Source organism: Achromobacter sp. PD1, assembly GCF_048541815.1.
Taxonomy (GTDB): domain Bacteria; phylum Pseudomonadota; class Gammaproteobacteria; order Burkholderiales; family Burkholderiaceae_B; genus Achromobacter; species Achromobacter bronchisepticus_A.
In genome coordinates this window covers 4,938,421-4,962,062 of sequence record NZ_CP183349.1, presented here as the reverse complement: position 1 = coordinate 4,962,062, position 23,642 = coordinate 4,938,421, and the positions used below count along the sequence as shown (strand labels likewise).

Sequence of the window (23,642 nt, the reverse complement as noted above, 5' to 3'; positions counted from 1 at the left end):
GCTAATTATAGGGATGATGTTCTAGGGTTCAAGGGGGGAGGGCAGGGCTGTTACATATTTGCGGGTAGCTGTCGAATTTCATTGAGTTTGGAATTTCTGCCATTGAGTTTGGAACTCTTTGTGCCTCAAGAGCCAACACAGTTGTAGAAGTTCATTGAAGATGCAAGTTTGCTCAACGAACTTGAAACGTAACAAATGTGTAAAAGCCTGCCTGGAGCGGATCTTCGGCCGGTTGATGCAAGAAGGAGTTTGCAAACAAAGAAATTCAGGCCAAAAGGGCTTGCCCATGCCGAGAACTTTGGAAATCGCTAATGATGAAAACGCCTGCGCCCGAATCATCTAAGTTGAAGCAAATGACGAAAAATCCGTCTAAGTTGGTACGCGGGATGATGCGGCTGGCCTGTCTTCAGTGTTGATTTACCGAATACCCGGGCGGGGGCGAGACCGCCGGAGTTTCTAAGGACCGTGTTTCGACACCAAATTGGCGGCGGCGGGTCGACGCACTTGTGCCTGTTGGGCTACAAAAGCAGGGAGGTAGCTCATTTCTGATGCCCTGGGGCTACAAAATGACGACATTAGGTGACGTGGCGGATATGTTGAAGACTATCCGAAGGGACTGTGGTTTATCGCAAAGCGAACTCGCCGATCGCGCCGGTGTAGCACGCACGACAGTCACTCGCATGGAAACAGTCGCGCGGGGGGATATGAGCGTGATGGTCCTGGTTCGGCTACTTGCGGCCGCCGGCTACGACCTAAAAGTGGTGAAACGGGGGCATGGGCGAACCCTAGAAGACATTCTTGAGGAACAGCGACGTGGGCAGTAGGAGGTGTTGCTAGGTATGTGTGAATGCGCACTAAGGATCAAAAATGCGGTTGTGCTCCGATCGCGTGTTTCGTTCAAAGAAGCGATCTAACGATAGGGGGAGAAAAGACGCATTCCCTCCTTCGGAAGAGTCTGCTCCACGCGGTTCTCGGCATGTTCCACGAGAGACGCAACTTCCCTCTCTTTGTCCTCCTCGTTGTCGTTGACATAGTAGGCACGTAGCTCACCGCGCTTCTCTTTGATGTCGGTCCACCAGAATCGCTCTTGCTCATCGGGCGAAAGAAAGTTCTCAACTGCGAGCATGAGATCGAACAGTACGCCGTTCCACGACGGTGGGACGCTGCCACAAATTCGGGGCCCCGCTTTGAACTGCCAAGAGAAGCGTTCCATAAGCTCTTCCGCTGTCATCATGGGAGAGGTGCTCATACATGTTTCCGGAGTTGTGGTTAGAGTGAGGAGCGATGGCGCTGCGTGGCATTGCGTCAAGGCAACATGGCGATCAAATGGGGGAGCGACGGTGTCCTTCTCTCTCGCTGAGCATAACGGAACTTGTCGAAAGAGTGCGATATCAAGCCAGACTGCTAAGCAATTGCCGGAGGCGGAGTGACAGCTAGGTTTTTCCGGTGATCAGAGCTCGAAGGATGGGTGTTCTAGTCGACTGCATTCGACCCATTGCAGTCAATCAAAAATCTCCATCCCGGTATAGGGAAGCTCACGACATTGCGCCCCTCCGGACCAGCAGTAGGGCGCCGGGGGTGTGGACCTGGTGCAATTTGAGCAGTGACAATCCAAGCCGACATGGACCTTGACTGGGAATTCATCAGATCGTATCCGAAGCTGTGCGTAGCGGCGGAAGGAGGTGCAAGTCCTTCGCGCCGACCCGGTCAGGCTCCGCATTGCAGAAACAAAAAGGGAGCGATGCCTAAAGCCGATCCGCTCGGAACCTTCCTTGGCGTTCGTCGAGATAACGGCTCTGACTGGTTGCGGCCGGCCTGCTACTGCGCGATGGCCGACCGTGCCGGTGGAGAACATATAGTCAGTTGACTGTGAGCTTGTCCTCAACTGCTATCACGCTTGGTGCGCTCCATGCCGCCTGTTCGGCGGCGCGCCTTTCGGACCAGCTTCTCACCTTTCCAGTCAATGTGACTTTCCTTTCGCGCACGGCAACCTGAATATCATTTGCCTCCAATTCAGCGCTGCGCTTCAGCGCATTCTGAATGCGTTCTTTGACATCGCTGATCCGCACGTTGCCATCCAGCTTGATCAGGTTTGCGACTCCTTTTACCCCTGATAGGCGTCGAACGGCGCTTTCGGCGGCGGCCCTTTGGAAGTTCCAGCTGACCTCTCCGCTCAATGTTACCCACCCCTGTTGTACTTTAACCTGCACTTTGTTGTCGGGAATAGAGGAGTTCCATCCAATGCTATTGAGGGCGCGTTTAGCCAACTCGTCGTCTGAATTACCTTGCTCGTACTTCGTTCGGACTTCGATTTCCTGCGCGATCCCTTTGACCCCCTTCACGTGTGCCGTAATTTTCTCGGCGTCATATTTTTCGCTGAATGTACCGACATGACCGGTTAGCGTGACAACACCGTCGGATGCAGCCACGCCGATGCCGGTAGCATCGATGCGCGGGTCGAATTCCAACGCGTCCAGGACCTGATGGCGAAGATCTTCGTCTTTCATGATTAATCTCCAATCGGAAGAAAAGATAACTTGAAAAGTGCCGTGTTCCGTGTGGCGTGCCGTCTACTGTGAGGTTCTCTAAGTGATTGTCCCGTGTAAATGCCACGTCAAAATTGGCAACCGTTAAAGGAAGTTTCGGGTCCGCTTGCTATCGCCCATTTACTGTGACGCCCCATCCGGATGTGTGCCTCTACGCCTTCGCGTTCTGACGATGGTCCCGTCGGGAAGTTGGTAAATGCCTGTCCCAATTTGGTCGACGACCTGACCGTCTGGGAGGCAGCAGTAGAAGTACGTATCGGGCGTAGCCCGGTTCGAGCGAAACTGGCTGCGCCGTTCAATTCTGTATGTGCTGCCGTTCGGGGCAACGGCGATGACGGCGATAGGTTGTCTATGTTGGGATTGATCGTTCATGGAATTTTCCTCATGGAGGCGGGGGCTTCCCATCGCTGAAGCCCACTGTTTGGGCAAATGTCACGAAGTCGGTGTCGGGTAATTGAAGCGCGCGGGCGAGCCGGCTCTTGTCGACGGCGCCGCGAAACACCGTGGCCAATCCCGCCGACGCGCAGAATAGATAGACGTTCTGGCCGATGAACGCGGCATCGACCGAAGCATAGAGCTGGCGTTCGATGGCGGTGATATCGACCATTTTTTCGCCGCGAGCCACATACACTAGTTCCAGTGGAGCGCGGCCGACGAAATCCTGCTGCCCGGCCAGGGCGCGCAAATCACCTTTCATGTAGGGCGCCAACGCATGCGTCGGCGGGTCGTAAATGGATACGCCGGCGGATTGCAGCACAAACAGGTCCAGCACGATGCGATGCCGCCAGTATGGCGCAGTGCGCTCGCCGCTCTCGCGATTCACGCCGCAGGCGGCCCAGAGCAGATCGGAGAGTTGCTGCAATGGCAGGGGCGTTTCCGCGTAGCTCCGGATCGAGCGGCGCAACGTCAGAGCCTCCCGCAAGGTCATGCCGCCTTCGATTCCTGGCTTGGGCAGAAGAAATGGATCTGGACTGCGGGCGTCGACGGGTGCGTTGGCCGTGCATTCTTCGGCAGGGGATAGAGCTCTCATGATGCTGATCCCGGATTCCACGATGAAGAATTAGTATGCGCCAATGGGATCGCTCCTAATTGACGGAAGTCAATGCTGCGACGCCTCGTCGTCTTAAGCTGGGAACGGCGGGCTCTTCAACTGAGAGCGGCGAAGACCGATGCGCAACCCCACAGGCGCCTGGATTCATTCTCTGATCATTCCGGCCATGTATAGACGGATTCTCATATCTATCGACGGCAGTTCGACTTCCGAATCGGGGTTGAATGAGGCAGTACGCATGGCATTTATCCATGACGCGGTCATCCGGCTTATCTGTATCGTCGAAGCATTGCCATCGTCTTTGGGAATTGGCACCAATTGCCACTCCCCGGCGGCAATCCGGAGGCTGTCGCGTGAGCATGCCGCAGAGATGCTTCGGAATGCGGCAAAAAGGGTGCGCGCGAGTTGCATTCCCGTGGACAGCGCTCTCTTCGAGGCAGGCGAAAGATCGTTCGAGGAATGCCTGGCGGCCGAGGCACGGTCCTGGGGGGCAGATTTGATCGTGATTGGGGCGCACCGGTTGCACGACGTTCGCCGCATACCCATGAACTATCGGGCTCAGAACATATCGCGCGGCGTGGCCGTTCCCTTGTTGCTCGTACGCGAATCTGTGTCGAAAGCCGGTCAAGCATCAGTCGAAAGCTGGAGATAGGGTATGAACACCATGATCCAACGCAGGTGCATCGATGAACATTCGCTTCAAGAATCGGCAAGAGGCCGGAATGTTGCTGGCTCGGCAGTTGATGAGATATGCGGGCCGTCCGGATGTGATCGTGCTGGCGTTGCCGCGTGGCGGCGTGCCGGTAGGGTTTCAAGTTGCCGCCGCCTTGAATGCTCCGATCGATGTAGTCCTGGTGCGCAAGATCGGAATGCCCGGCTATCCTGAGTACGCCATAGGCGCGATCAGCAGCGATCAGTCTGTGTTTCAGGATGAGGCTATCGAGGCATATGGAGTTCCGCCAAGGGCTATCGAGCCTATCGTCATGCGCGAGCGCAAGGAGTTGGAGCGCCGTGAGTCGCTGTATCGGGCCGGGCGGCCGCCGTTGCAGTTGGGGGGCAAGGTTGTCATCCTGGTCGATGACGGCCTGGCGACGGGTTCGACCATGCGCGTGGCCCTGAAGTCCGTGCGCAAGAAGAAGCCGGCAAGGGTGGTGGTCGCGGCGCCGGTGGCCGCGGCCGAGGCCCGGCAAGAGCTGACGGGCGAGGCGGATGAAGTGATTTGCATCAGCACGCCATCGCCCTTCTATGGCGTGGGGCAATGGTACGAGGATTTCGAGCAGACCGAAGATGACGAGGTCATCCGTCTGTTGCAAGAGGCAGAACGCAACCATCCGCTGGCCGCATGGATGACCCTGCCTGCACCGCATAGCGATTGATGCCCCGTATCGGGGCCAAGGCAGATGTCATGGAAACGAAACCCGATGCGCATGCCTCCCCGCTTTCCTGGGTCATGGCGGCGGCGCGGCCGCTTACGGGAAGCATCGAGGACTATGACGTCCTTCTCGAAAGGATCGGAGCCGCGCGCTTCGTGCTGATCGGGGAAGCGAGCCACGGTACCCACGAGTTCTACGAAGAACGCGCCCGCATTACTCAACGCCTGATCGCCGAGAAGGGATTTTCCGCCGTCGCGGTCGAGGCCGATTGGCCCGATGCCTATCGTGTCAACCGGTACCTGCGCGGCCAGGGCGAAGACAAGTCCGGCGAACAGGCCTTGGCGGGCTTCAAGCGCTTCCCGACCTGGATGTGGCGGAACACCGAAGTCGTCCGGTTCATCGAGTGGCTGCGGCGCTACAACGAATCCCTGCCCTCCCGCTTGCCACCCGTCGGTTTCTATGGGCTGGATCTGTATAGCCTGTTTACGTCGATCTCGGAGGTGCTGCGGTACCTTGATAAAGTCGATCCGCAAGCCGCGCGCCAGGCTCGCGCGCGCTATGCCTGTTTCGACCATTTCGGCAGAAGCAGCGAGCGCTATGGATACTCGACAAGCTATGGCTTGTCGGCCTCATGCCAGGATGCCGTTATCGCGCAAATGCACGAACTCAACGCGCGCGCCGCCGAGTATGTGAAACGCGACGGCCGCGCGGCGAGCGATGAGCTGTTTTATGCGCAGCAGAATGCGCGCCTTGTCACGAACGCCGAGCAGTACTACCGCACCATGTTCGACCGGCGCGTGTCTTCCTGGAACTTGCGGGACCGGCACATGATGGAAACCCTGGACGCGCTCGCCCGGCACTTGCCTCGGACGGAGGACGGCATGCCGGCCAGGATCGTCGTCTGGGAACACAATTCCCATGTGGGCGATGCCCGCGCGACGGATGTCGGGTTGGCGGGCGAGTTGACGGTGGGACAGTTGGCGCGGGAGTCCTATGGCGATCAGGCGTTTCTGGTGGGAATGACGACCTATCAGGGAAGCGTGACGGCCGCGAGCGACTGGGACGCGCCGGCCGAGCGAAAGCGCGTGCTGCCGGCGCTTCCTGGCAGCCATGAAACCCTCTTTCACCAAACGGGCATCGGACGCTTCATGTTGGCCTTCAAGGGAGACAGGGACCTGGCGCAGGCGCTGTCCAGGCGCCGGCTGGAACGCGCCATCGGCGTCATCTACCGGCCGGAAACCGAACGGAGCAGCCATTACTTTTATGCTTGCCTGCCGCAGCAGTTTGACTGCGTGCTGCATTTTGACCAGACGCGGGCGGTAGAACCGCTCGAATGGGGCGATATCTGGAATCTGGATGAAGCTCCGGAAACTTTCCCTGCCGGGCTATAGCGATGTCGACCCGCGAAGCGAAGCGGAGTTGCAGTCGGGCGGCGAGACCGTTGCCACGGGGGGCTGACATGGGAGCGCGTCGAGTTGAACGCTGAGAGCCAGGCCGCCACGCTGGATTTCTTGACAAGTCCGCATGTCCACGGGGTGCCGGCGGGCGATATCGTCACGATACATACCCACATCTCCATCATTGTGCTTGCCGGAGCACGCGCCTACAAGCTGAAGAGGGCCGTGCGGTTTCCGTACATTGACCTGTCCACCGCGTCGCGGCGCCTGGCGGCATGCCAGCGGGAACTGGAACTGAACCGGCGCACCGCGCCTGAGTTGTATCTGGCGGTCCGGCGCATCATGCGGGACCGCGACGGGAATCTGGCCTTCGATGGCTCCGGAGAAATGATCGATGCCGTGGTGGAGATGCGGCGGTTTCCGGACGACGCCCTGCTGGAGAGCGTGGTGCAGCGCGGAATGATGACAGCAGCACTGGCTGAACGCGCCGCAGGCGTGATTGCCGGATTCCATGATCGTGCGCGAATAGTGCGCGGCGTGGATACGCCTGCGGCGCTGGCCGAGGTTCTGGCCGTGACCGAGAAGCTTCTCATCGGGTCAGGCGCATTGCCTGGCGGGAAGATCGAGGCGCTTTGCGCTGGGCTACGCAGCGAATTGAAGAAGCAGGCGCCGTTGCTGGCAAGGCGCGCGGCGGCTGGAAAGGTGCGGCATTGCCACGGGGATCTGCATTTGCGCAACATCTGCGTGATCGACGGGGCGCCGGTCTTGTTTGACTGCCTCGAGTTCGATGATGCGCTGGCCACTATCGATGTGCTTTATGACCTGGCCTTCCTGATCATGGATCTCTGGTCGCGGGGATTCCCGGGGTATGCCAACCTGGCGCTGAACCGTTATCTGGATGTGAGCGATGACGAAGGCGGAATGGTCCTGATGCCGTTGTTCATGGCCTTGAGGGCCGTCATCCGCGCCCACGTTCTGGCTGCTCAGGCTGCGGAGTCCGCCGGAGGGACGCGAGAGTCTCTGTTGGCTGAGACCCTGGGGTATCTCGATACGGGGCTTTCCTGCCTGGAGCGACGCAGAGGGAGGCTGGTCGCCATTGGCGGGCTCAGCGGATCGGGAAAATCGTCGTTGGCAGCGGCTATCGCGCACGCGCTTGGTCCCGCGCCGGGCGCCCGCGTATTGTCCAGCGACCGCATCCGCAAGCGCCTGTGCGGCGTGCCGGCGGAGTCGAAGCTGCCGGAGGAAGCCTATCGGGCTGATCTGTCCGAGCAGGTTTATGCGGAGCAGGCCGCGCGCGCGGAGCATCTGGCGCGAGACGGGTGCGCGGTGATCGCCGACGCCGTATTCGAGCGGGAGGACTGCCGCGAGCGCATTGAACAATGCGCGGCCCGCGCGATGGTTCCGTTTGGCGGCTTTTGGCTTGAAGCCCAGCCTGCCCAATTGTTCACCCGGGTCAGTCAGCGCACGAATGACCCTTCGGACGCCAATGAGCGCATTGTGCGTACACAATTGGACAGGCAACGCGATGTGAAGCGCTGGACGCATATTGATGCTGGCGGCCCCGCCGAAGAAACCGCGGCATTCGTGCTCCGTTTTCTTGACGGGTGAAGTCAGGCGCTCCGCCCCATGGTGGCTGCCAGCAAGGGGCGCAGTTCCTCGAGCGTTCGGGTATTCAAGACATCCTTTGCGCTTAGCCAGCCGCGCCGGGCTTGTCCTATTCCCCATGCCAGGTTGTCGTACTCCAAGGCGCTGTGGGCATCGGAATTTATGCTTACCAGCACACCTTCGCCGCGGGCGATCTGGCAGGCGGCGTCGTCCAAGTCCAGTCGCGCCGGATGCGCGTTCAATTCGAGGAAGCAACCCCGGTCGCGGGCCTTGGCGATCACCCGTGGCAGGTCGATGTCACACGCCGGCCTTTCGTTGATGAGGCGGCCCGTGGGATGCGCCAGGATGCTGAAATGGCGATGATCCATTGCCTTCAGCAGGCGTCGGGTCTGGCGCTCGCGGGGCAAGTCGAAACCATGATGGATCGCGCCGACTACCAGGTCCAGCCGGCCAAGAATGCTATCGGGCAGGTCGAGCGACCCATCATCGAGAATATCGACTTCCACGCCCTTGAGCAGCACGATGCCTTCCAGCCGGGAATTCAATCTGTCGATCTGGTCGATCTGGCGTGCCAACTGTCCGGCATTCAGGCCGTGCGCCAGCGCCAGGCGCTGGGAATGCTCGGTCACGGCCAGGTACTGCAGGCCATGGGCGCGCGCCGCGCTTGCCATGCGTTCAAGCGAGTCGATACCATCGCTGGCTTTGCTGTGTGTATGCAAGTCTCCGCGCAGGTCGGCCAATTGCACCAGGTTGGGGAGGCGATGTTTGCGGGCCGCCTCGATCTCGCCACGGTCTTCGCGCAACTCCGGTTCGATGAAGTCCAGGCCCAGGGCTTCGTACACCGATGTCTCGGTGGATCCCGCGATGCGTTTGCCGTCACGGAACAGGCCGTATTCATTGAGGTTCAAACCGGCGTCCTGCGCCAGCCGCCGCAGCGCGATGTTGTGCGCCTTCGATCCGGTGAAATACAGCCAGGCGGCGCCGAAGCTCGCCGATGCCACGGCGCGCAGGTCCACCTGCAGACCGTTTTCCAGGACCACGCTGGCTCGGGTGGACCCTTTGGATAGGACACGTGCGACGCCGTTGCCGGCGGCAAAGCGCTGCATCACCGGACTGCCGGCGCTGGCCGCCACCAGCAGATCCAGATCGCCCACTGTATCCCGCATGCGCCGCAGGCTGCCGGCCGCCTGCGCCTGGCTCACGCCGGGAACGGCCTTGAGCTCGGCCAGAAGCGCCTCGGCTACCTGGGCAGCCATCGGCAGCCTGAAGCGGCGGTCCTGCACAAAGTGCCGCTGTGCTGCTTCCAGGATCATTTTTTGCGTCTTTTCGCCGAAGCCGTGCACCGTGCATATCCGGCCTTCACGCGCGGCGGCGAGCAATTGCTCCAGCGTTTCAATGCCCAACTCGTCGTGCAGGGTACGCACCCGTTTGGGACCAAGGCCAGGAATTTCCAGCAGAAGGGTAATGCCTTGCGGCAATTCCCGGCGCAGGCGTTCCAACAGGGCGCATTTTCCGGACGCCGCCACTTCGGCGATCTTCCCTGCCAGGTCAGGGCCTATGCCCGGCAGCTCGTCGAGCTTGTCGCCGCGTTCCAGCATCGTCCGGACGTTTTGGCCGAGCTCGCTCAATGTGCGGGCCGCATTGCGATAGGCGCGGACCCTGAACGGATTGGCGCCCTGAAGTTCGAGCAGATCGGCGATTTCACTGAAAACGGCGGCGATGTCGGCATTGACGATAGACATGGCAGACCTTTCTTGCTTGTCATGGCAGGATCCTCGGGACCATTGCGATGCTGGGCGCTGTTTTCAGTCTAAGGCGTTGGAACGCCCCGTGATTGACGGGAGTCAACAATGCCATGCGCTGGCCGAAGCCCTCCGGAAACGCAGCGAAGGCGACAAATCCGCCGACAGCGTACCCACGGTCCGCAATGCCGGCGATGCCTGCACATCTGGGGCGGAGAGCGATTTCGCCTTGATAAAAGTCAAGAAGGATTGCCGCAAAGGGGCCAATATTTATTGACTCTGACTTGCTCCCAGCAGTTGAAGTCTTCTCGTAACAGACCTTTATCGCGTCGTCCCACCTAACCGGGGGCGCCGCGGTGTGTCGCTTTACAGGATGCCGGTGAATTTTCTATGTGCAAATAAATGAAAGGTTGGCTACGATATTCAGCGACTCCAGGGGCCCAATATGCAAGATTGGAATCGTCGGTTTGGAGCAGCCATTCGTCGCGGTTTAGAGCGAGTGGGCGCGGAGCATGAATGCTGTCGCGTCGCATTCGCGCGGATCGGACTTGCCCCCAATGCTGCGGCGGCGATTCAGGCTCAGGATGCATGGGTGTTGGAGTGTTGGAGATTCGCTAGTCTAGCCGCGTCGGCGCAACGCATAGAGGTAAATGAATTTCTGCTAAGGCTTGGCGCAGGGTCCGAACACGAGTTGTCTGAACTACTAAACCACTTCCAGGATGGCTCCAATTCTGGCAACAGATTAGCAGCTGTTTTTTTGGGGGATTGGACCGCTCAAGAACAAATGAAATAGGCGTGCGCAGTTCATACGGTGCGATCAAATAGAGCTAGGCACAGCACTGTATCTCGCCGATACGCCGCCCGCGGGGCATGAGCCGGAACTGTTACGCAACATCAGTACCGATACACCGGGCGTCCGTTTGAATCCGGATTGGATCGGTTGTCAGAGGGAACCAGCATGTTTAGCGACTTGGGCTAACCTTTCTACAGTGTCTTTGCGATGATTAGCGGCGTCGCGACTGCCTGGCTGAGCTGGCGCGTCGTAATGCACCAAGGGCTATCGCCTAAGACTATCTTCGAATTAGACTGCCTGAGTTTGCTTCTGGTGTCTAGGAAACCCGGGGCGATTCAGCTAGGCCGTACGGCGGACTGCAGGCGCCATCTGGGGCGGAACTCTCCCAGAAGAATGCAAGGGTAAGCAGGTTGCGATGTCGGTGTGGGGGGACGCTTCGCTGCACCGTAGCGTGGTGTTTCCTACGAGCGACGTGACTCGGGACTCTCCCGCCGTAGATTTTTGGTTTCTGCGATCCATCCGGCTTGCCAGGCTTCAAACTTAGACCTCCAGATTACCGGCGATTCTCCCGTATGGCCCGGCATTGCTTCTGGCTTAAGTAGTGGGCAATCCAACAACCTCGCTCCGTTTCGCGCGGCCTCTGCTCCCTGCTTTCGGAAATCATCGATCATCTCGCGACCATTCCAAAAGGTGGATAAGCGAATTGTAGAAACACCTACATGTGGATGCAATAGTGTATCGATACTAGGCCGCCTGGCGTGCAGCTATTTTGGTACGTGAGATGGCGCTGCCTTCTGAAGGGCACGTAATCGTGCTGCACGCGGCGACAAGCCCCCCCAGCCTCGAGGACTGGGGCGATTCAAACCGCCAATCGCCTAAATGCCCTGGTAATCCCCCCGCAAAAGCGATGAGGTCAGAAGTAGAATTTTCTCGTGGAGGAGTTCTACCGCCTGAAGAAGTCGAGATTTACGGATAGCCAGATCATTGAAGCCATCAAGCGCGTGGAGGCAGGTCTTGCCGTTCCAGAGCTGTGCCGAGAGTTGGGCATCAGCTCGGCTACGTTCTACAAGTGGCGTTGGAAGTATGGCGGCATGGACGTATCGCTGATGGCGCGCATGAAGGAGCTGGAGGCCGAGAACGCTCGGCTGCGCAAGATGTACGTCGAGGAGAAGCTCAAGGCCGAGATCGTGACGGAGGCGCTAGGAGAAAAGTGGTGAGGCCATCTCGCCGTGCAGGAACGCGGCGTATCGATTCGGATGGCCTGCGAGGCGTTCAGAGTCAGCCAGAATTGTTTTCGGTACGTCGCCAAGGCGGACGGTGAGAACGAGGAGATTGCCAACTGGCTGCTACGTCTGACGGACAACCATCGCAACTGGGGCTTTGGTCTGTGCTTCCTGTACCTACGCAATGTTTGAGGCTTCGGCTGGAACCATGGGAGTGTGTATCAGATCTATCGAGAGCTCGAACTGAACCTGCGGATCAAGCCGCGCAAACGGCTGGTTAGGCAGACGCCTGAGCCACTGACCGTGCCGACCAACGTGAACCAGGTCTGGTCGATGGACTTCATGCAAGACCAGCTTGCCGATGGGCGCAGCATTCGCGTATTCAACGTGATCGACGACTTCAACCGCGAGGCCCTGGGCATTGAGGTTGACTTCTCGCTGCCGTCCGAGCGCGTGATCCGCACGCTCAGCGGTTCGTGCTAAAAATTATCGAAGGGACACAGCCTGCCGTGGCTCAAAGAAGATAGGCCTCCGCCGCGTACTGGTGCATCATACGGTGGCTGTTGAAGTAGTTGGCGTTGCGCCCGATGGCGCCTTTCATTGCCGAAATCCACCCCTCGCGATCCTCATGCCATAACGGCAGGACGACGCGCTCAAGTTTGTCGTACAGAGCTGCGGCGTGGCTTTCATCATTTGTGTCCGTATTGTCTCCGATTGCCCAGCCGGTAACGCCTTCGATGCAGCCCTCCTGCCACCAACCATCAAGCACGCTCAAGTTTGGAACCCCATTGAATGCCGCCTTCATGCCACTCGTCCCTGAAGCCTCCAGTGGCGGTAGTGGTGTATTCAGCCACAGGTCAGAACCTGAAACCAGTGTAAGGGCGAGATCCATGTCATAGTCTGCCAGAAACGCGATGTCTATCGTGCCGGATAAGGCCGCAGCGTGCCGGTGTAATTGCTCCACGTCTTGTTTTCCTTCTGTATCGCGAGGATGCGCCTTGCCCGCACACACGATCTGGAAGGGATACTTAGCGGCGATGCTCTTCAATCGATCGACTTCGCGGAAAATGAGAGTGGTTCGCTTGTATGCAGTCATGCGGCGCGCAAAGCCTATGATCGGAAGATCCTGATTCATCGACGGACCACCCCGCTCCCGGATGGTGCGGAGCAAAGCTACCTTGGCCGCCAAATGGGCTGCCCACAGATCGGCTGACTTGATCTGGTCCGCGTGCATGAGACGCTCTGGACGCTGATCCCAATCCGGAATGTGGTGATTGTATAGACTGCGCATCGGCTCGCTGGTCCATGTGTAGGGATGTACGCCATTCGTAATGGCACGGATTTTGTAGGTGGGGAACATCCCTTGCGAGACTTCGGCATGCCTGCGCGCCACTCCGTTGACATAATCGGCTAGCGACAATGCCAGTTGGGTCATGTTCAGTTGATCCTTGCCTGCCAGTTGCTTCATTTCATCAAGGGAAAAATAGTCCTTGAGTACCTGGCTGACGAGCGGATATGGGAACCGGTCATGCCCGGCGTCAACAGGCGTATGGGTGGTGAATACGCATCGCACTCGTTCCCTGCTGCGCCGCAACTCTAGGCCCAGCAAGGCAGAATGACCTTCGTTCATATGAAAGCAGACCACGTGCATCGCGAGCGCCCGCAGCATACGTACTCCGCCAATTCCAAGGATCGCTTCCTGCTTTAGCCTGTAGGCTGCATCGCCGCCGTACAAACGATCAGTCAACGTCCGGTCTTCGATGCCGTTCTCCGGCAGATTGGTATCGAGCAGGATGACCGGCACGCTGGCGCCGCTACGGCTGGCCACCTGATAAAGCCATGCACCTATCCATACAGACCTCTCCTCAAGTTGGACCACGACCTTGGTCCCCAGCGCTGTTGCATACCGCTCCGGACTCCATGCATCGGGAGCTTCCTGTTGTTGCCCTGACGGCCCAAGAAGTTGCTTGAAGTAGCCCGCTCGGTTGGCCAACGTCACGCCGACTATCGGCAGGTTGAGATCCGCCGCCGAGCGCATGACATCCCCGGCAAGGATGCCGAGCCCGCCTGCATAAGTCGCCATTCCCTTTTTCAGAGCCATCTCCATTGAGAAGTACGCGACGGCTCTATCGGCGATGCGGCTAATCGATCGAAGCATGCATATCTCCCGAGTAGATCTCTCGGTGCTGTAGCCGCACTGGACATACTGTGAAATCGGTGTGGACCGAGTTACTCAGGGGGTTGGGTATGCATTTAGCCGCGTCGACGAAATAGCGCGCCAAGGGCGTATGCCGTGGCGGCTGCCACGGCGATAGCTACCCAAGGTTTCTCATGAACAAATCTCTGAGTCTGCTCGCCCGCCGCCTGAATCCGCGCTTCTGTGCTGCGCTCGAGTTCTCTTAACGTGGTTAGCGCACTGCGCGCTTTCGTCTTCAGCATCTCTGATTGCTCGTCCGCACTGTTTCCGAGGCGTTGAAGTATTCCTTCAACGTCCTGGCCGATGCTATTTTCAGTGAAATCAGCAGTCGTATTCGGGGTAGGCATTGATATCTCCTAAAGGGCGGAAAAAAGTGAGAAGGCCCCATATCAAGTTTCCCCGTTCACTTTGGCTCGATTGCATTCGAATGACTTGATCAAAGTCAATGAGCAGATCAATTTTCGATGGGATGTAGGCGCTACGTGGTGCTTCGGCGAGCACCGATGAGCAATAGACCATTTCAACCCAAATTTATTATCGTCGCGCGCGATTCGCCCGCGTCTTGTAGAGCGGTTTCGAAAGACGGATTGCGACCCAAAGCTGCCTGTGGCGACAGACCGAAATCAGCCATCAGAAGCGGGGAGGTTGGATTTCTTTTTCACTTGATAGAATTTGCCTCCAAAGTATCTACCAAACTAGGGGCGATTCGATGGCAAGAGTTTTGCTCGATGGATTGAGACTAGTTGATCCAGCTGTACAGGATCTGGGAACGCCGGGGATGACGCCAGTTCTTGCTATTGAGCGTGCGCTTGAGGTTCTCCTACGCCAGTGCTTTATGGAGACCTTTTCGGACATTCTCATCAAGCCGCCTTCTGTCAAAATTCACTCGATGTACTTCAAGCAGCGATTCGCCTCGCTCCCAGCGTTGCTGGGGACGAACCATGAGACCTGGTATCCAGAAATCACAGTCGCAACGAGGCCAGAGGACAGCTTTGACGATGTTGATCTTGCTTCGTCGAGCATGGATCTGGTGCCGATCATTTACGGTGGTGGCATTTCGCGAATCTTCCTGCTCAAAAAAAAAACAGCTGAAGCGCCAAATGAATCACGTGCTGAGGATCAATCACATCAAGCTCGGAAAAGAGGTGACTCAAGCCATATTGGACCGCCTCTCCCTGGACACTCCGCCTCAACCTCTGATAGCAAATTTTGATCAAGTAACTGGCTCGAGGGGGCATCGAGCAGTCTCATTCGATCACATGCTTACTGGTAAGCGATTCCTGTGCACATGCTCAATGCCCTATCACACCGCCTCTGCGACGCGATCTGATGCTGACGGTGTTTTCTTGACTCGTTATTTCGCTGAATGCGTATACAAGGAGGGTCTATGCCACCTCTGTGTGTCTCGTGTAGCACCTGAAGACGAGAGATATGGTGCGAGTGTTGAGACTAATTTCGAGTGCTACATCGACCAGGTTATGTTCGATCTTGGCGTGGACGAGAGGACCGCCAGAGCTGAAATTATGCACATCCTTGGCTTGAGTCGGTGGCAACGTGAGTCAGCTCTGTACGGTCTCATCAGAGAAATCTTTCCCGACAGTCAGGTACTTCGAGAAGCATCGCCAGAGTGGCTGGGAAGGATGCGTATCGACATCTATCTTCCAGAGCTTAGGCTCGCGATAGAGCACCAGGGAGAACAGCACTACCGACCCCTGTCTGTTTTTGGTGGAGAAGAAGCTCATCTTCGTGTCGTTGCGCGTGACGAGTTGAAGCGACGGCTGTGTATGGAAAATGGTGTCGAAGTGGTCGATTTTAGGTTCGACGCGCCGCTCACCCTACCTTCCGTAAGAAATCGACTTCGCAGGTATTGGGAGGCACCGAAATGGCCGGACGCAGAAGCATTGAGGCGGATTGGTCTCGCGCACAAAAGGTGATGAGTAGATTACTGAACGGCAGTCTGCCTGCTGATTGCCCACTTTTGGCCGCCAGGGGTCATTTCCCGAGATGCTTCTTGACGGCCTCGACGGAAACACCAGCTGCGTTGGCGGCCTCCTTCCACCGCTGCTCACTCACCCCCAATTCTTTAGTCCAGTAGCGTAGTTCGTGATCTTCGTTCACATTGATACGCGCGCGGTCCTGGCCGCCCCGGTTCGTTAGATCGTCTGACATGCGAATCCTCCTTGTAAGAACGTGTCTTTCAGCAAGTGCTGTTCCCAATCATTAATGAATAGAGGTGCTCGTGCACCATGGCGCTGCAGCGATGTGGGCACGCCAGTCGAATATCGACGTACTCGGGCATCCGAATTGCCGCGGTGTGCATGGTTGACAACTCAGAGGTGTTCGTAATGCTACGAGACGAGCTTCTTGCAAAAATGGTCGCCTACTGCTTATTGCAACCTTGACGATTGGGGGAGGGTGTTAACAGAGTTCGCCGATTGCATCGTGGCGGTCAAACCGAAAGTGCGCGAGGAAGAGTGTGACCGACTGGTTAGCGTTGGGGCGTCGGCTTGCCGGACCCTGGCACGGGTCGGAGGATTATCTGCAGGGAGATCTGCGCGGTGACTGAAATATGCACTCGCTTGGGCGGCCACTAATACGACCGCGCTGCGCTTTCGCCAGCCGCGTTCCCATGCCTGAACCTTTTCTCGCCATTTCGGAATGGTTTCGCCAGTGTGGGCAGGCATTTCGGTTGCCCGATAGTAAGTAAGGGCAATCCTACAAAGTAAAGCCGTCGCGAGCAGCTTGCGCTCCGAGCTTTTCGATGTCATCACGATGCATTGCCGTTCCTCCAAAAGAATGGTGGGCGGAAGGGCGATGGTGCGCGCTTTCGATAACGCTAGCAATAGTATTGCGGTACTAGCGTGGGCCTGCAAATGGGGCTTAGGCCAAGAGCTGCAACCAACTCGGCAAGCCTGTCGACGAGGCCGGTTTAATTTATCCAAATGGCCTCCGCGAAAGCCGGGACGATTCACTAGAACGGCAAGGGGCTTGACGGCGCGCGGCATGCTGACTACAAGCGCATCTGGGCCATCGCTGCCGGCCCGACGGGGAACGTTTCTTCAGTCGAAGATTGAACCTTGCCGCACCTCGATCAATGGATGACCGCCAAAGGACGGCGCCCTTGGTGTCTTTTCTCCTTGTCTTTCCCCTGAATCAATAGCGCCAGCGCACGGTCAAGGAACCAGTGTGTTCTCGATTGCCGCCGCCATATTGCCCGCTGTAGAAAAGGCCCAGCGCGGCGTTGGCGGACATGGCCACTTCGGCGCCCAGCTCGGCCAGCGCCGCGTTGCGCGCGATGGGTGTGCCGGACACGGTGAAGGCCTGACCGCCGTCGAACGCCAGGGTTGACTGAGGCGCCACGTCGCCGAAGGCGTGGCGCCAGCCCAGCGTGCCGTGCAAGCGGCCTTCGGCGCGGCCCAGCATGAAGGCCGTCTGGGCGCGCAGACCCAGCGTGGAACTGGTCTGCTTGTCGCTGCTACTTTGGCCGTGCAGCGCGGCTGAACCACCAGATTCCGAGAAGCTGCGCGAGCGCAGATTGCTCCAGGCAATGCCGGCGAATGGTTCGATGCTGGCGCGTTCGGACAGCGGCATCGCGTAACCCAGTTCGGTGAAGAGCTGGGCCGTGCTGGCACCGTAATCCGCGGTTAGCTTCTGCTCGATGCCGGACACGGTGGCATGGCGTTCGGTGCTGACGTCGTGCCAGGTGTAGGCCGCGCCGGCCAGCAGGTTGAGTTTGCCCGCGCCGGCTGCGAAGGATTTGCCTCCGTACACGCTGGCGCTGTAGCCGGACACGTCGGCTTGCGATGCGCGGCCATCGACGCGGATCTTGCTGTCTGTGTAGCCCAGCGCGCCTCCCAGGCGCCAGCCGTTGCCCACGGCGTGATCGACGCCCGCAAAGACGCCACCCGTATGCTGCCGGACCTGCGCCGTGTTGGCATCGCCTTGCAGCGTTTGCCAATTGCCCACCACTTCGGCCCAGGCAGGCTGCGCGTTGGATGAGGGCAGGGCGGAGGCGGGGAAGGTGCCGCCGGCCTGTGCCGTGGGCGCGCCCGCACGCATGCCGGCGTTCAGGTTGGCGCGCAGGTGCGACAGCGGCAGCGCGCGCGTCGCGGCGCTGGCCCCCATAAGGCTGGACGCCACGCTGGCGTGCGCTTCGCCAGAGAGGCTGTTGAAGACCGCGGGCGGCGCGCCTTCGGGCAAGGTCAGGACATACTCATGCAAGGGGTTGCCGGCGGGCAGGCTGTCGAGCGCATTGGCCACGGCGCGTTGATTGCTGCTTTGCGCCGCATCCGCGAAGGAGATCGGGCGTGGCGGCGTGGCGGGGTCGACAGGATTGACCGGCACCTGCTTGCGCTCCAGTTGCAGCGTGACGTTTTGCGCGGCATATTGCAGCGTGGGATCCAGATAGGCGTACTTGGACGATACGGTGTCGAACTGGCCATTGATGGCGCCCGCCGTCAGGATCGTGTATTGCCGCGTGCTGTCGAAACCGCCCTCGGGGCCGATATGAACGACAGAGCCGGCCAGATTGGCGGCGCCCGTGACAGCCACGCGCGCGCTGGCCGACGACGCGGGATCCGCCGCCACCTGGTAGATGGAGCCCGGCAGCAGGGTCAGGTCGCCCGCCACCGTCAGGACGCCGCCCAAGTTGCCTGGAGCCAGGATGGCGCCGCTGCGCAGGGTGGTGGACCCGACCTGGCCCGCGCCTTGCAGTTGCGCGCCGCTGGACACCGCCAGGGAGCCCCCCAGCGTGGCGGCCGACTCGATGTCCAACGTGCCTGCCTCGACCAGCAGGTTGCCGGTGTACGCGCTGCCGTTGCCAAAGACGCGCAAGGTGCCCGCGCCCGACTTGGTCAGTTCGCCATTGCCGGTGATGGTCCCGCCCAGGCCCAGGGTGCTGCCGGCGCTTACCGCGAGGCCGCTGGCGGCAGAGACCTTGACGGCGCGTGCGGTGTCGAAACTGGCCGTCGTGGTCAGCATGCCGCCGCTCAGCATCAGGCCGCCCGAGGCCGCGCCGAGGTTGGCGTCGCGCGACACGGACAGCGTGCCCTGGCGGATGTCGGTGCCGCCGGTGTAGGTGTTGTCCGCCGCCAGGACGAGCGTGCCGAAATCGGTCTTGGTCAGCGTGCTGTGGCCCTCGAGCGACGACGCGATGGTGCCGGTCATGCCCGCATCCGCGATCGATCCCGTCCCCACGCGGACGATGCTGACGCCGCCCGCTCCTTGCAGCGTGATCGAGTCGCCCTGGATGCGATAGCCATCTGTGGCGATCTGCAGGCCGCTCACGCCGATGGCACCCGCCGTGTCATCGACCGTCACGGTGCCGGCCTGCCCCTGGAACACGGCGTAGGTCGGGTTCGGCTTGAACACGCCATTGAGCGTGCCGTCCACGCTGGTCCAGTTGAGGGTGTCGGCGCGCCATGTGCCCCCGCCTCCATCGACGACGGCGTTGTCATGCAGCGCGGTGTTGCCGCCATCCCAGAAGCCCAGCGCGGCGCCGGCGGTCGAGGCCAGATTGACCTGGCCGGCAACGGCCGTCTGCACGGTCAGTGCATCGACGTCCACGCCCGCAGGGGCGCTGCCGATGACCAAGTTGTTGTTGGTCAAGCTGCCGGCATAGTCGAACAGGCGATAGACGCCCGCGCCAAAGCCGCCCTGGTCGGCGACGTTGAGGCTGCCGGCCAGGGTGAGATCGCCGCCCACACTGAAGAGGCCACCGCTTGGGGCGCTGCCCAGTGCGACATTGACCTGGCTGGCGTTGGTCAGCGACAAGTCGCCCGCAATGGTCAGCATCTGCCCTTGTGCGCCTTCCAGCACTCCGCCGGTCAGTGCGGCGTTGCCCGTGATGGTGCCCGCGCCCGCGATGGCACCGGTGCCGCTGGCGGCCGCATTACCGCGCAGCAGACCATCGATTTGCAGGCGTCCGCCCGTGACGCTGACCGAGCCGCCCAGCGCGTCGGCCACGCGCAGCGTGCCCGCCTCCACCTGGGTCTGGCCGGCGAATGCCTGGCTGTCGCCCAGCAATTGCAGCTTGCCCGCGCCGATCTTTACCAGGCTGCCCGTGCCCGTCAGTTGACCGGCGTAAGACGCGCCGGCGGCCTCTTCGAATACGACCGTGCCATTGTTCTGCAGATTGCCCCGGATGGCGCTGGCGTTGCCCGCCAGCGTGCCGGCCTCTACGCGCGTGTTGCCGTAGGTGTTGGCGCCGGACAGCGTCAGCGTGCCGGCACCTTGCTTTTGCAGGTCGGCCGCGCCGCTGATGTTGCCTTGCAGGCCCAGCGTGGTGCCCGCGTCGACATCGATGACGCCGTCCTGTAGCAGCGACACCGCGCGCGCGCTGTCGAAACTGGCGGTCGTGGCCAGCGTCCCGCCGTTGAGCGTGATGCTGCCGGCCGTCGCACCCAGATTGGCGTCGGCGGACACGGACAACGTGCCCTGGCGGACTTCGGTGCCGCCGGTATAGGTGTTGTTGCCGGTCAGCACCAGCGTGCCGAAGTCCGACTTCACCAGCGTGCTGGCGCCGCTCAGGCTGGAGGCGATGGTGCCGCGCATGCCGGCGCTCGCGGCCATGCCCGTGCCCACGCGGATAATGCTTTCGCCGCCCGCGCCCTGCAGCGCGATCGGGTCGCCCTCGATGCGATAGTCATCGGTGGCGATCTGCATGCCCGTCACGCCGATGGCGCCCGCGGTGTCATCCACCGTCACCGTGCCTCCAGCGCCCTGAAACACCGCAAAGTTCGGGTTGGGCTGGAACCGGCCGTTGATCGCGCCATCGCCATCCGTCCAGTTCATGCCATCGGCGCGCCATGCGCCAGTGCCGCCATCGATCAGGCCATTGTCGCGCTGCGCCGCGTTGGAGCCGTCCCAGAAGCTCAGCGTCGCGCCGGCGGTCGACAGCAGGTTGACCTGCCCGCCCACGGCGGTCTGAAGGCGCAGGTCGCTCGCGTCGATGCCGCTGGGCGTGGCGCCGACGCTCATGGTGTTGCCGGTCAGTGTGCCGCTATAGTCAAACAGCCGGTACACCCCCGCCCCGAAGCCGCCCTGGTCGGCAACGTTCAGCGTGCCGTTCAGGCCAAGGTCTCCAGCCACCTGAACGAGCGCGCCCGTCGAGGCCGCGCCCAGGCTGACGTTGACGCGGCTGGCGCCGTCCATTAGGAGGTTGCCGCCGATTGTGAGCGTCTGGCCTTGCGTGGCTTGCAGCACGCCGCCGGTCAGCGTGACGTTTTGGTTGATGCGGCCCGAGCCACTCAGTGTGCTGTTGTCCTGCACCGCGACGCTGCCGCCGATTGTGCCATTCGCCATCAGGGTGCCGCCCATCAGCACCCGGGTCAGGCCGGTGTAGGTGTTGATGCCCGACAGGGTCAGCGCGCCGGGCCCGGCCTTGTCCAGGCCGCCAGTGCCCGAGATCGTGCCCGCGAAGTTGCCCGTTTGTAGGGTCAGCGTATTGGCGCCCAGCGCAACCGTGCCCGAGCCCGAGAGCAATCCCAGGGCCCGGTTACCACCGGCGGACAGGTCGAGCGTGCCGCCCGCGTTCACCGTAACGCCTGCCGCCGGAGCCAGATTGCCTCCCGCGCCCAGCGCCAGGGTGCCGCCGCTGATCGCCACGCTGCCTCCGAAGGTATTGGCCCCCGACAGCGTCTGCGTGCCCGTGCCGGTTTTGATCAGCGAACCCGCGCCAGATATGATCCCCGAGAAGCTGTAGCTGGCGTTGCTGCCCAAGGTCAGCGTGCTGGCGCCAAGCTGGACGGCCCCATTGCCCTGGAGCGCGCCCAGGGTCTGGTTGCCTGCGGCGGACAGGTCCAGGGTGCTACCCATGGACAGAGAGACCGCCGGGGCGCTCAAGCTGCCCCCGGTGCCGATCGCCAGCGTGCCCGCCATGATGGAGACTGAGGTCCCGGTAGAGTTTGCGCCGGTCAGGGTCACGGTGCCGGTTCCAGACTTACCCAAGCCGCCGGCGCCGGAGATGTCTCCGGCATACGTGCCGTTCGTGTCTTGCCGGAACATCAGGTAGCCATTGTTGAGGATGTCACCCCGCACGCTTTGCGTGCCGGTATCCAGTGCCGAGCCGGACTGGATGGTGGTCAGGCCGGTGTACGTGTTGGCGCCATTCATGACGACCACGGCCGGCCCTGCTACGGTCAAGCCGCCCGAGCCCGAAATCGTGCCGTCCAGCAGTATGTCGTTGTTGCCCGCCAGGGTCAGGCCACCGGCGCCAAGCACAAAATCGTTGTCCAGGAGCAGGCCGCTGGCCGGGCCCGTGATGGTGCCGCCATTTGCCGTGATCTGCGCGCTGCCAAGCACGTCGTTGTTGGTGATATTGGCCAGGCCGCTGTTCAGGGTGACGGCGCTGCCCACCACGGCGGGGCCGGTCAGGTTCCAGGTGCCGCTATTGATTACCAGATTGTCGAAATTGACGTACATGTCCCCCGAGATTTCGGTCGGGGAGCCGCCCGCGCCGCTGCCCGTGCCGGCAGACGGCAACACCGATTGCAGCACCAGGGTGTTGTTTGCCCCCGCGCCGCCATCGACTCTGCCAGGCTGTGCGAAGACCAACCCTGGAATTGTGTCCACAGGCAGGTCCGCCATCGCCGTGCCCGATGCGCGCAACACCGTCGAACCCGAGACGGCAGTAAAAGTGTTGTTGCTTCCCTGGCCGAACGATATGCCCCCGACGATCGTGCCCGCATTGGCGACGCTGTGGCCCAGGCCGGACGTGGCGACCGCTTCCAGCGCGATGCGTCCGATGATGGTTCCTGAGGCCAGGTTCTCGAACATCACCTGGCCGCCGCCGTAGGCGGCGATCACCGGCATATCCGCGCGTGCCATGCCCAGTCCGGAGCGGGGGTCGCTACGGATCAAGCCTGCGTTACTCAGGCGGGTAGTGCCGCCCGCGCCGTTGTGCACGGCGATGGCCAGGCTGGACAGGTCGGGCAGGCTGGTTTCCCCCCCCACGACACCCCCAATCGTGCCCGTCGCGGTGTTGACGATGCTGAGGGTGTTGGCCGAACCATTGCCCATGGCCACCCCGGCCGCTACGACCGAAGAGGGGCCCAGGATGGTCGGGTCGATCCAGCCCGAGTTGGTCAGCGTGACGGTGCTGCCGGTCAGATTCATCGCCGTGCCGCCTGCGCCCGGTATAACGCCTACCGTCGCGCCTTGCTCCACCGTGACGGTGCCGTCGATAGCCAGTGCGTAGCCGGGAAACAGCGGATTGGCGGCGCCGGTGCACACGGCATTGCTGCCGACCAGCGAACAGGTGGCCTGAACCGCTGCGCTCAAGCTGGATAGCCCCATGGCCAGCGCCACGCTCAAGGCATAGCGCGGCGCGCGCGCGCTGACCCGCCCGCCCGACGACGAGCGTCCGCCGCGCGCTTGCACCGCCAATTCCGATGCCGCTTGCCAGACGCGCAGCTTGCGATTCCATACCAGCCGGTAAGTGTGATTCAAAACGGGGCTCTCCAGGGGCGATGGCGGCATTCCTGGGTGCACGGGCAGTGTGCCGGCGGCGAGCGCGGGCCCCAAAGCGCGCCTGCACAAGAGAGGCGCACCAAAGCTTCTGGAATGACGGCTGATGTGTGGGGTGAATCCGGGTCAATTAGTAACTTGTCTACGATGCCGTCGATCAAGAGAAAACGGGGAAATTTGCCGCCTATTTCGGCGATTTTGCCGGGCGACCTCCCCTGGCGCGGGCGGCCAGCACGCTGTTCCTGGGCAC

Annotated in this window: 18 protein-coding genes and 1 pseudogene; 9 read left to right on the top strand and 10 right to left on the bottom strand. The window is 60.8% G+C overall.

The genetic code is table 11. From position 1 onward, the window contains the following. Window positions 1-566: 566 nt before the first annotated feature. Window positions 567-824 (top strand): helix-turn-helix domain-containing protein, encoded by a 258-nt coding sequence (locus tag ACM1PE_RS23405; RefSeq protein ID WP_059371497.1) that lies wholly within the window; start codon window positions 567-569, stop codon window positions 822-824. An 86-nt stretch (window positions 825-910) separates the two neighbouring features. Here the strand turns inward: ACM1PE_RS23405 and ACM1PE_RS23400 are convergent, their stop codons facing one another. From ACM1PE_RS23400 to ACM1PE_RS23390, 3 genes are all read right to left on the bottom strand, one after another. Continuing rightward, the gene (locus tag ACM1PE_RS23400) at window positions 911-1,249 is read right to left on the bottom strand and encodes a hypothetical protein (protein WP_419341119.1); all 339 of its coding nucleotides are present in this window, start codon (window positions 1,247-1,249) and stop codon (window positions 911-913) included. A 610-nt stretch (window positions 1,250-1,859) separates the two neighbouring features. Then, entirely contained in the window at window positions 1,860-2,507 is a 648-nt protein-coding gene (locus tag ACM1PE_RS23395; RefSeq protein WP_059371388.1) for a BON domain-containing protein, read from the bottom strand. Between the two features lie 421 nt (window positions 2,508-2,928). Then, a complete protein-coding gene (locus ACM1PE_RS23390; protein ID WP_419341118.1) occupies window positions 2,929-3,576 on the bottom strand; it encodes a nitroreductase family protein in 648 nt (215 codons plus the stop codon). Between the two features lie 139 nt (window positions 3,577-3,715). Between ACM1PE_RS23390 and ACM1PE_RS23385 the strand changes: the two genes are divergently transcribed. From ACM1PE_RS23385 to ACM1PE_RS23370, 4 genes are all read left to right on the top strand, one after another. Continuing rightward, the gene (locus tag ACM1PE_RS23385) at window positions 3,716-4,249 is read left to right on the top strand and encodes a universal stress protein (protein WP_419341117.1); all 534 of its coding nucleotides are present in this window, start codon (window positions 3,716-3,718) and stop codon (window positions 4,247-4,249) included. A gap of 34 nt (window positions 4,250-4,283) precedes the next feature. After that, window positions 4,284-4,973, top strand: coding sequence for a phosphoribosyltransferase family protein (locus tag ACM1PE_RS23380; RefSeq protein WP_059371389.1), 690 nt, complete (start codon window positions 4,284-4,286; stop codon window positions 4,971-4,973). 29 nt (window positions 4,974-5,002) lie between these two features. Next, the gene (locus ACM1PE_RS23375) at window positions 5,003-6,361 is read left to right on the top strand and encodes an erythromycin esterase family protein (protein WP_419341116.1); all 1,359 of its coding nucleotides are present in this window, start codon (window positions 5,003-5,005) and stop codon (window positions 6,359-6,361) included. An 84-nt stretch (window positions 6,362-6,445) separates the two neighbouring features. After that, a complete protein-coding gene (locus tag ACM1PE_RS23370) occupies window positions 6,446-7,975 on the top strand; it encodes an AAA family ATPase (RefSeq protein ID WP_059371390.1) in 1,530 nt (509 codons plus the stop codon). Window positions 7,976-7,977: 2 nt separating this feature from the next. On the opposite strand, the gene polX is transcribed toward ACM1PE_RS23370, so the two are convergent. Continuing rightward, window positions 7,978-9,714, bottom strand: a complete 1,737-nt coding sequence (polX, locus tag ACM1PE_RS23365; RefSeq protein ID WP_419341115.1) for a DNA polymerase/3'-5' exonuclease PolX — start codon at window positions 9,712-9,714, stop codon at window positions 7,978-7,980. Between the two features lie 88 nt (window positions 9,715-9,802). Here polX and ACM1PE_RS23360 point away from each other — a divergent pair, with 88 nt between their 5' ends. Beyond that, entirely contained in the window at window positions 9,803-9,991 is a 189-nt protein-coding gene (locus tag ACM1PE_RS23360; protein ID WP_419341114.1) for a hypothetical protein, read from the top strand. A gap of 977 nt (window positions 9,992-10,968) precedes the next feature. Here the strand turns inward: ACM1PE_RS23360 and ACM1PE_RS23355 are convergent. Continuing rightward, window positions 10,969-11,178, bottom strand: coding sequence for a CrpP-related protein (locus ACM1PE_RS23355; protein ID WP_419341113.1), 210 nt, complete (start codon window positions 11,176-11,178; stop codon window positions 10,969-10,971). A 279-nt stretch (window positions 11,179-11,457) separates the two neighbouring features. Between ACM1PE_RS23355 and ACM1PE_RS23350 the strand changes: the two are divergent. Beyond that, a pseudogene (locus tag ACM1PE_RS23350) lies at window positions 11,458-12,198 on the top strand (transposase); the annotation flags it as partial. A gap of 46 nt (window positions 12,199-12,244) precedes the next feature. On the opposite strand, the gene glgP reads toward ACM1PE_RS23350, so the two are convergent. After that, window positions 12,245-13,888, bottom strand: coding sequence for an alpha-glucan family phosphorylase (gene glgP / locus ACM1PE_RS23345; RefSeq protein ID WP_059371393.1), 1,644 nt, complete (start codon window positions 13,886-13,888; stop codon window positions 12,245-12,247). A gap of 95 nt (window positions 13,889-13,983) precedes the next feature. Next, window positions 13,984-14,274: a glycine zipper domain-containing protein gene (locus ACM1PE_RS23340; RefSeq protein ID WP_059371394.1), complete on the bottom strand. Its 291-nt coding sequence runs from the start codon at window positions 14,272-14,274 to the stop codon at window positions 13,984-13,986. Window positions 14,275-14,636: 362 nt separating this feature from the next. On the opposite strand from ACM1PE_RS23340, the gene ACM1PE_RS23335 reads away from it, so the two are divergent. Together ACM1PE_RS23335 and ACM1PE_RS23330 are read left to right on the top strand one after the other, a co-directional pair. Continuing rightward, complete coding sequence (locus ACM1PE_RS23335; RefSeq protein WP_419341112.1) at window positions 14,637-15,140, top strand: hypothetical protein; 504 nt, start codon at window positions 14,637-14,639, stop codon at window positions 15,138-15,140. 265 nt (window positions 15,141-15,405) lie between these two features. Beyond that, window positions 15,406-15,861, top strand: coding sequence for a hypothetical protein (locus tag ACM1PE_RS23330; RefSeq protein WP_419341111.1), 456 nt, complete (start codon window positions 15,406-15,408; stop codon window positions 15,859-15,861). Between the two features lie 58 nt (window positions 15,862-15,919). On the opposite strand, the gene ACM1PE_RS23325 is transcribed toward ACM1PE_RS23330, so the two are convergent. From ACM1PE_RS23325 to ACM1PE_RS23315, 3 genes are all read right to left on the bottom strand, one after another. After that, window positions 15,920-16,096, bottom strand: a complete 177-nt coding sequence (locus ACM1PE_RS23325; RefSeq protein ID WP_419341110.1) for a DUF3606 domain-containing protein — start codon at window positions 16,094-16,096, stop codon at window positions 15,920-15,922. Window positions 16,097-16,314: 218 nt separating this feature from the next. Next, the gene (locus ACM1PE_RS23320; protein ID WP_419343858.1) at window positions 16,315-16,611 is read right to left on the bottom strand and encodes a CrpP-related protein; all 297 of its coding nucleotides are present in this window, start codon (window positions 16,609-16,611) and stop codon (window positions 16,315-16,317) included. Window positions 16,612-17,080: 469 nt separating this feature from the next. Beyond that, the gene (locus tag ACM1PE_RS23315; protein WP_419341109.1) at window positions 17,081-23,374 is read right to left on the bottom strand and encodes an autotransporter domain-containing protein; all 6,294 of its coding nucleotides are present in this window, start codon (window positions 23,372-23,374) and stop codon (window positions 17,081-17,083) included. Window positions 23,375-23,642: the final 268 nt, after the last annotated feature.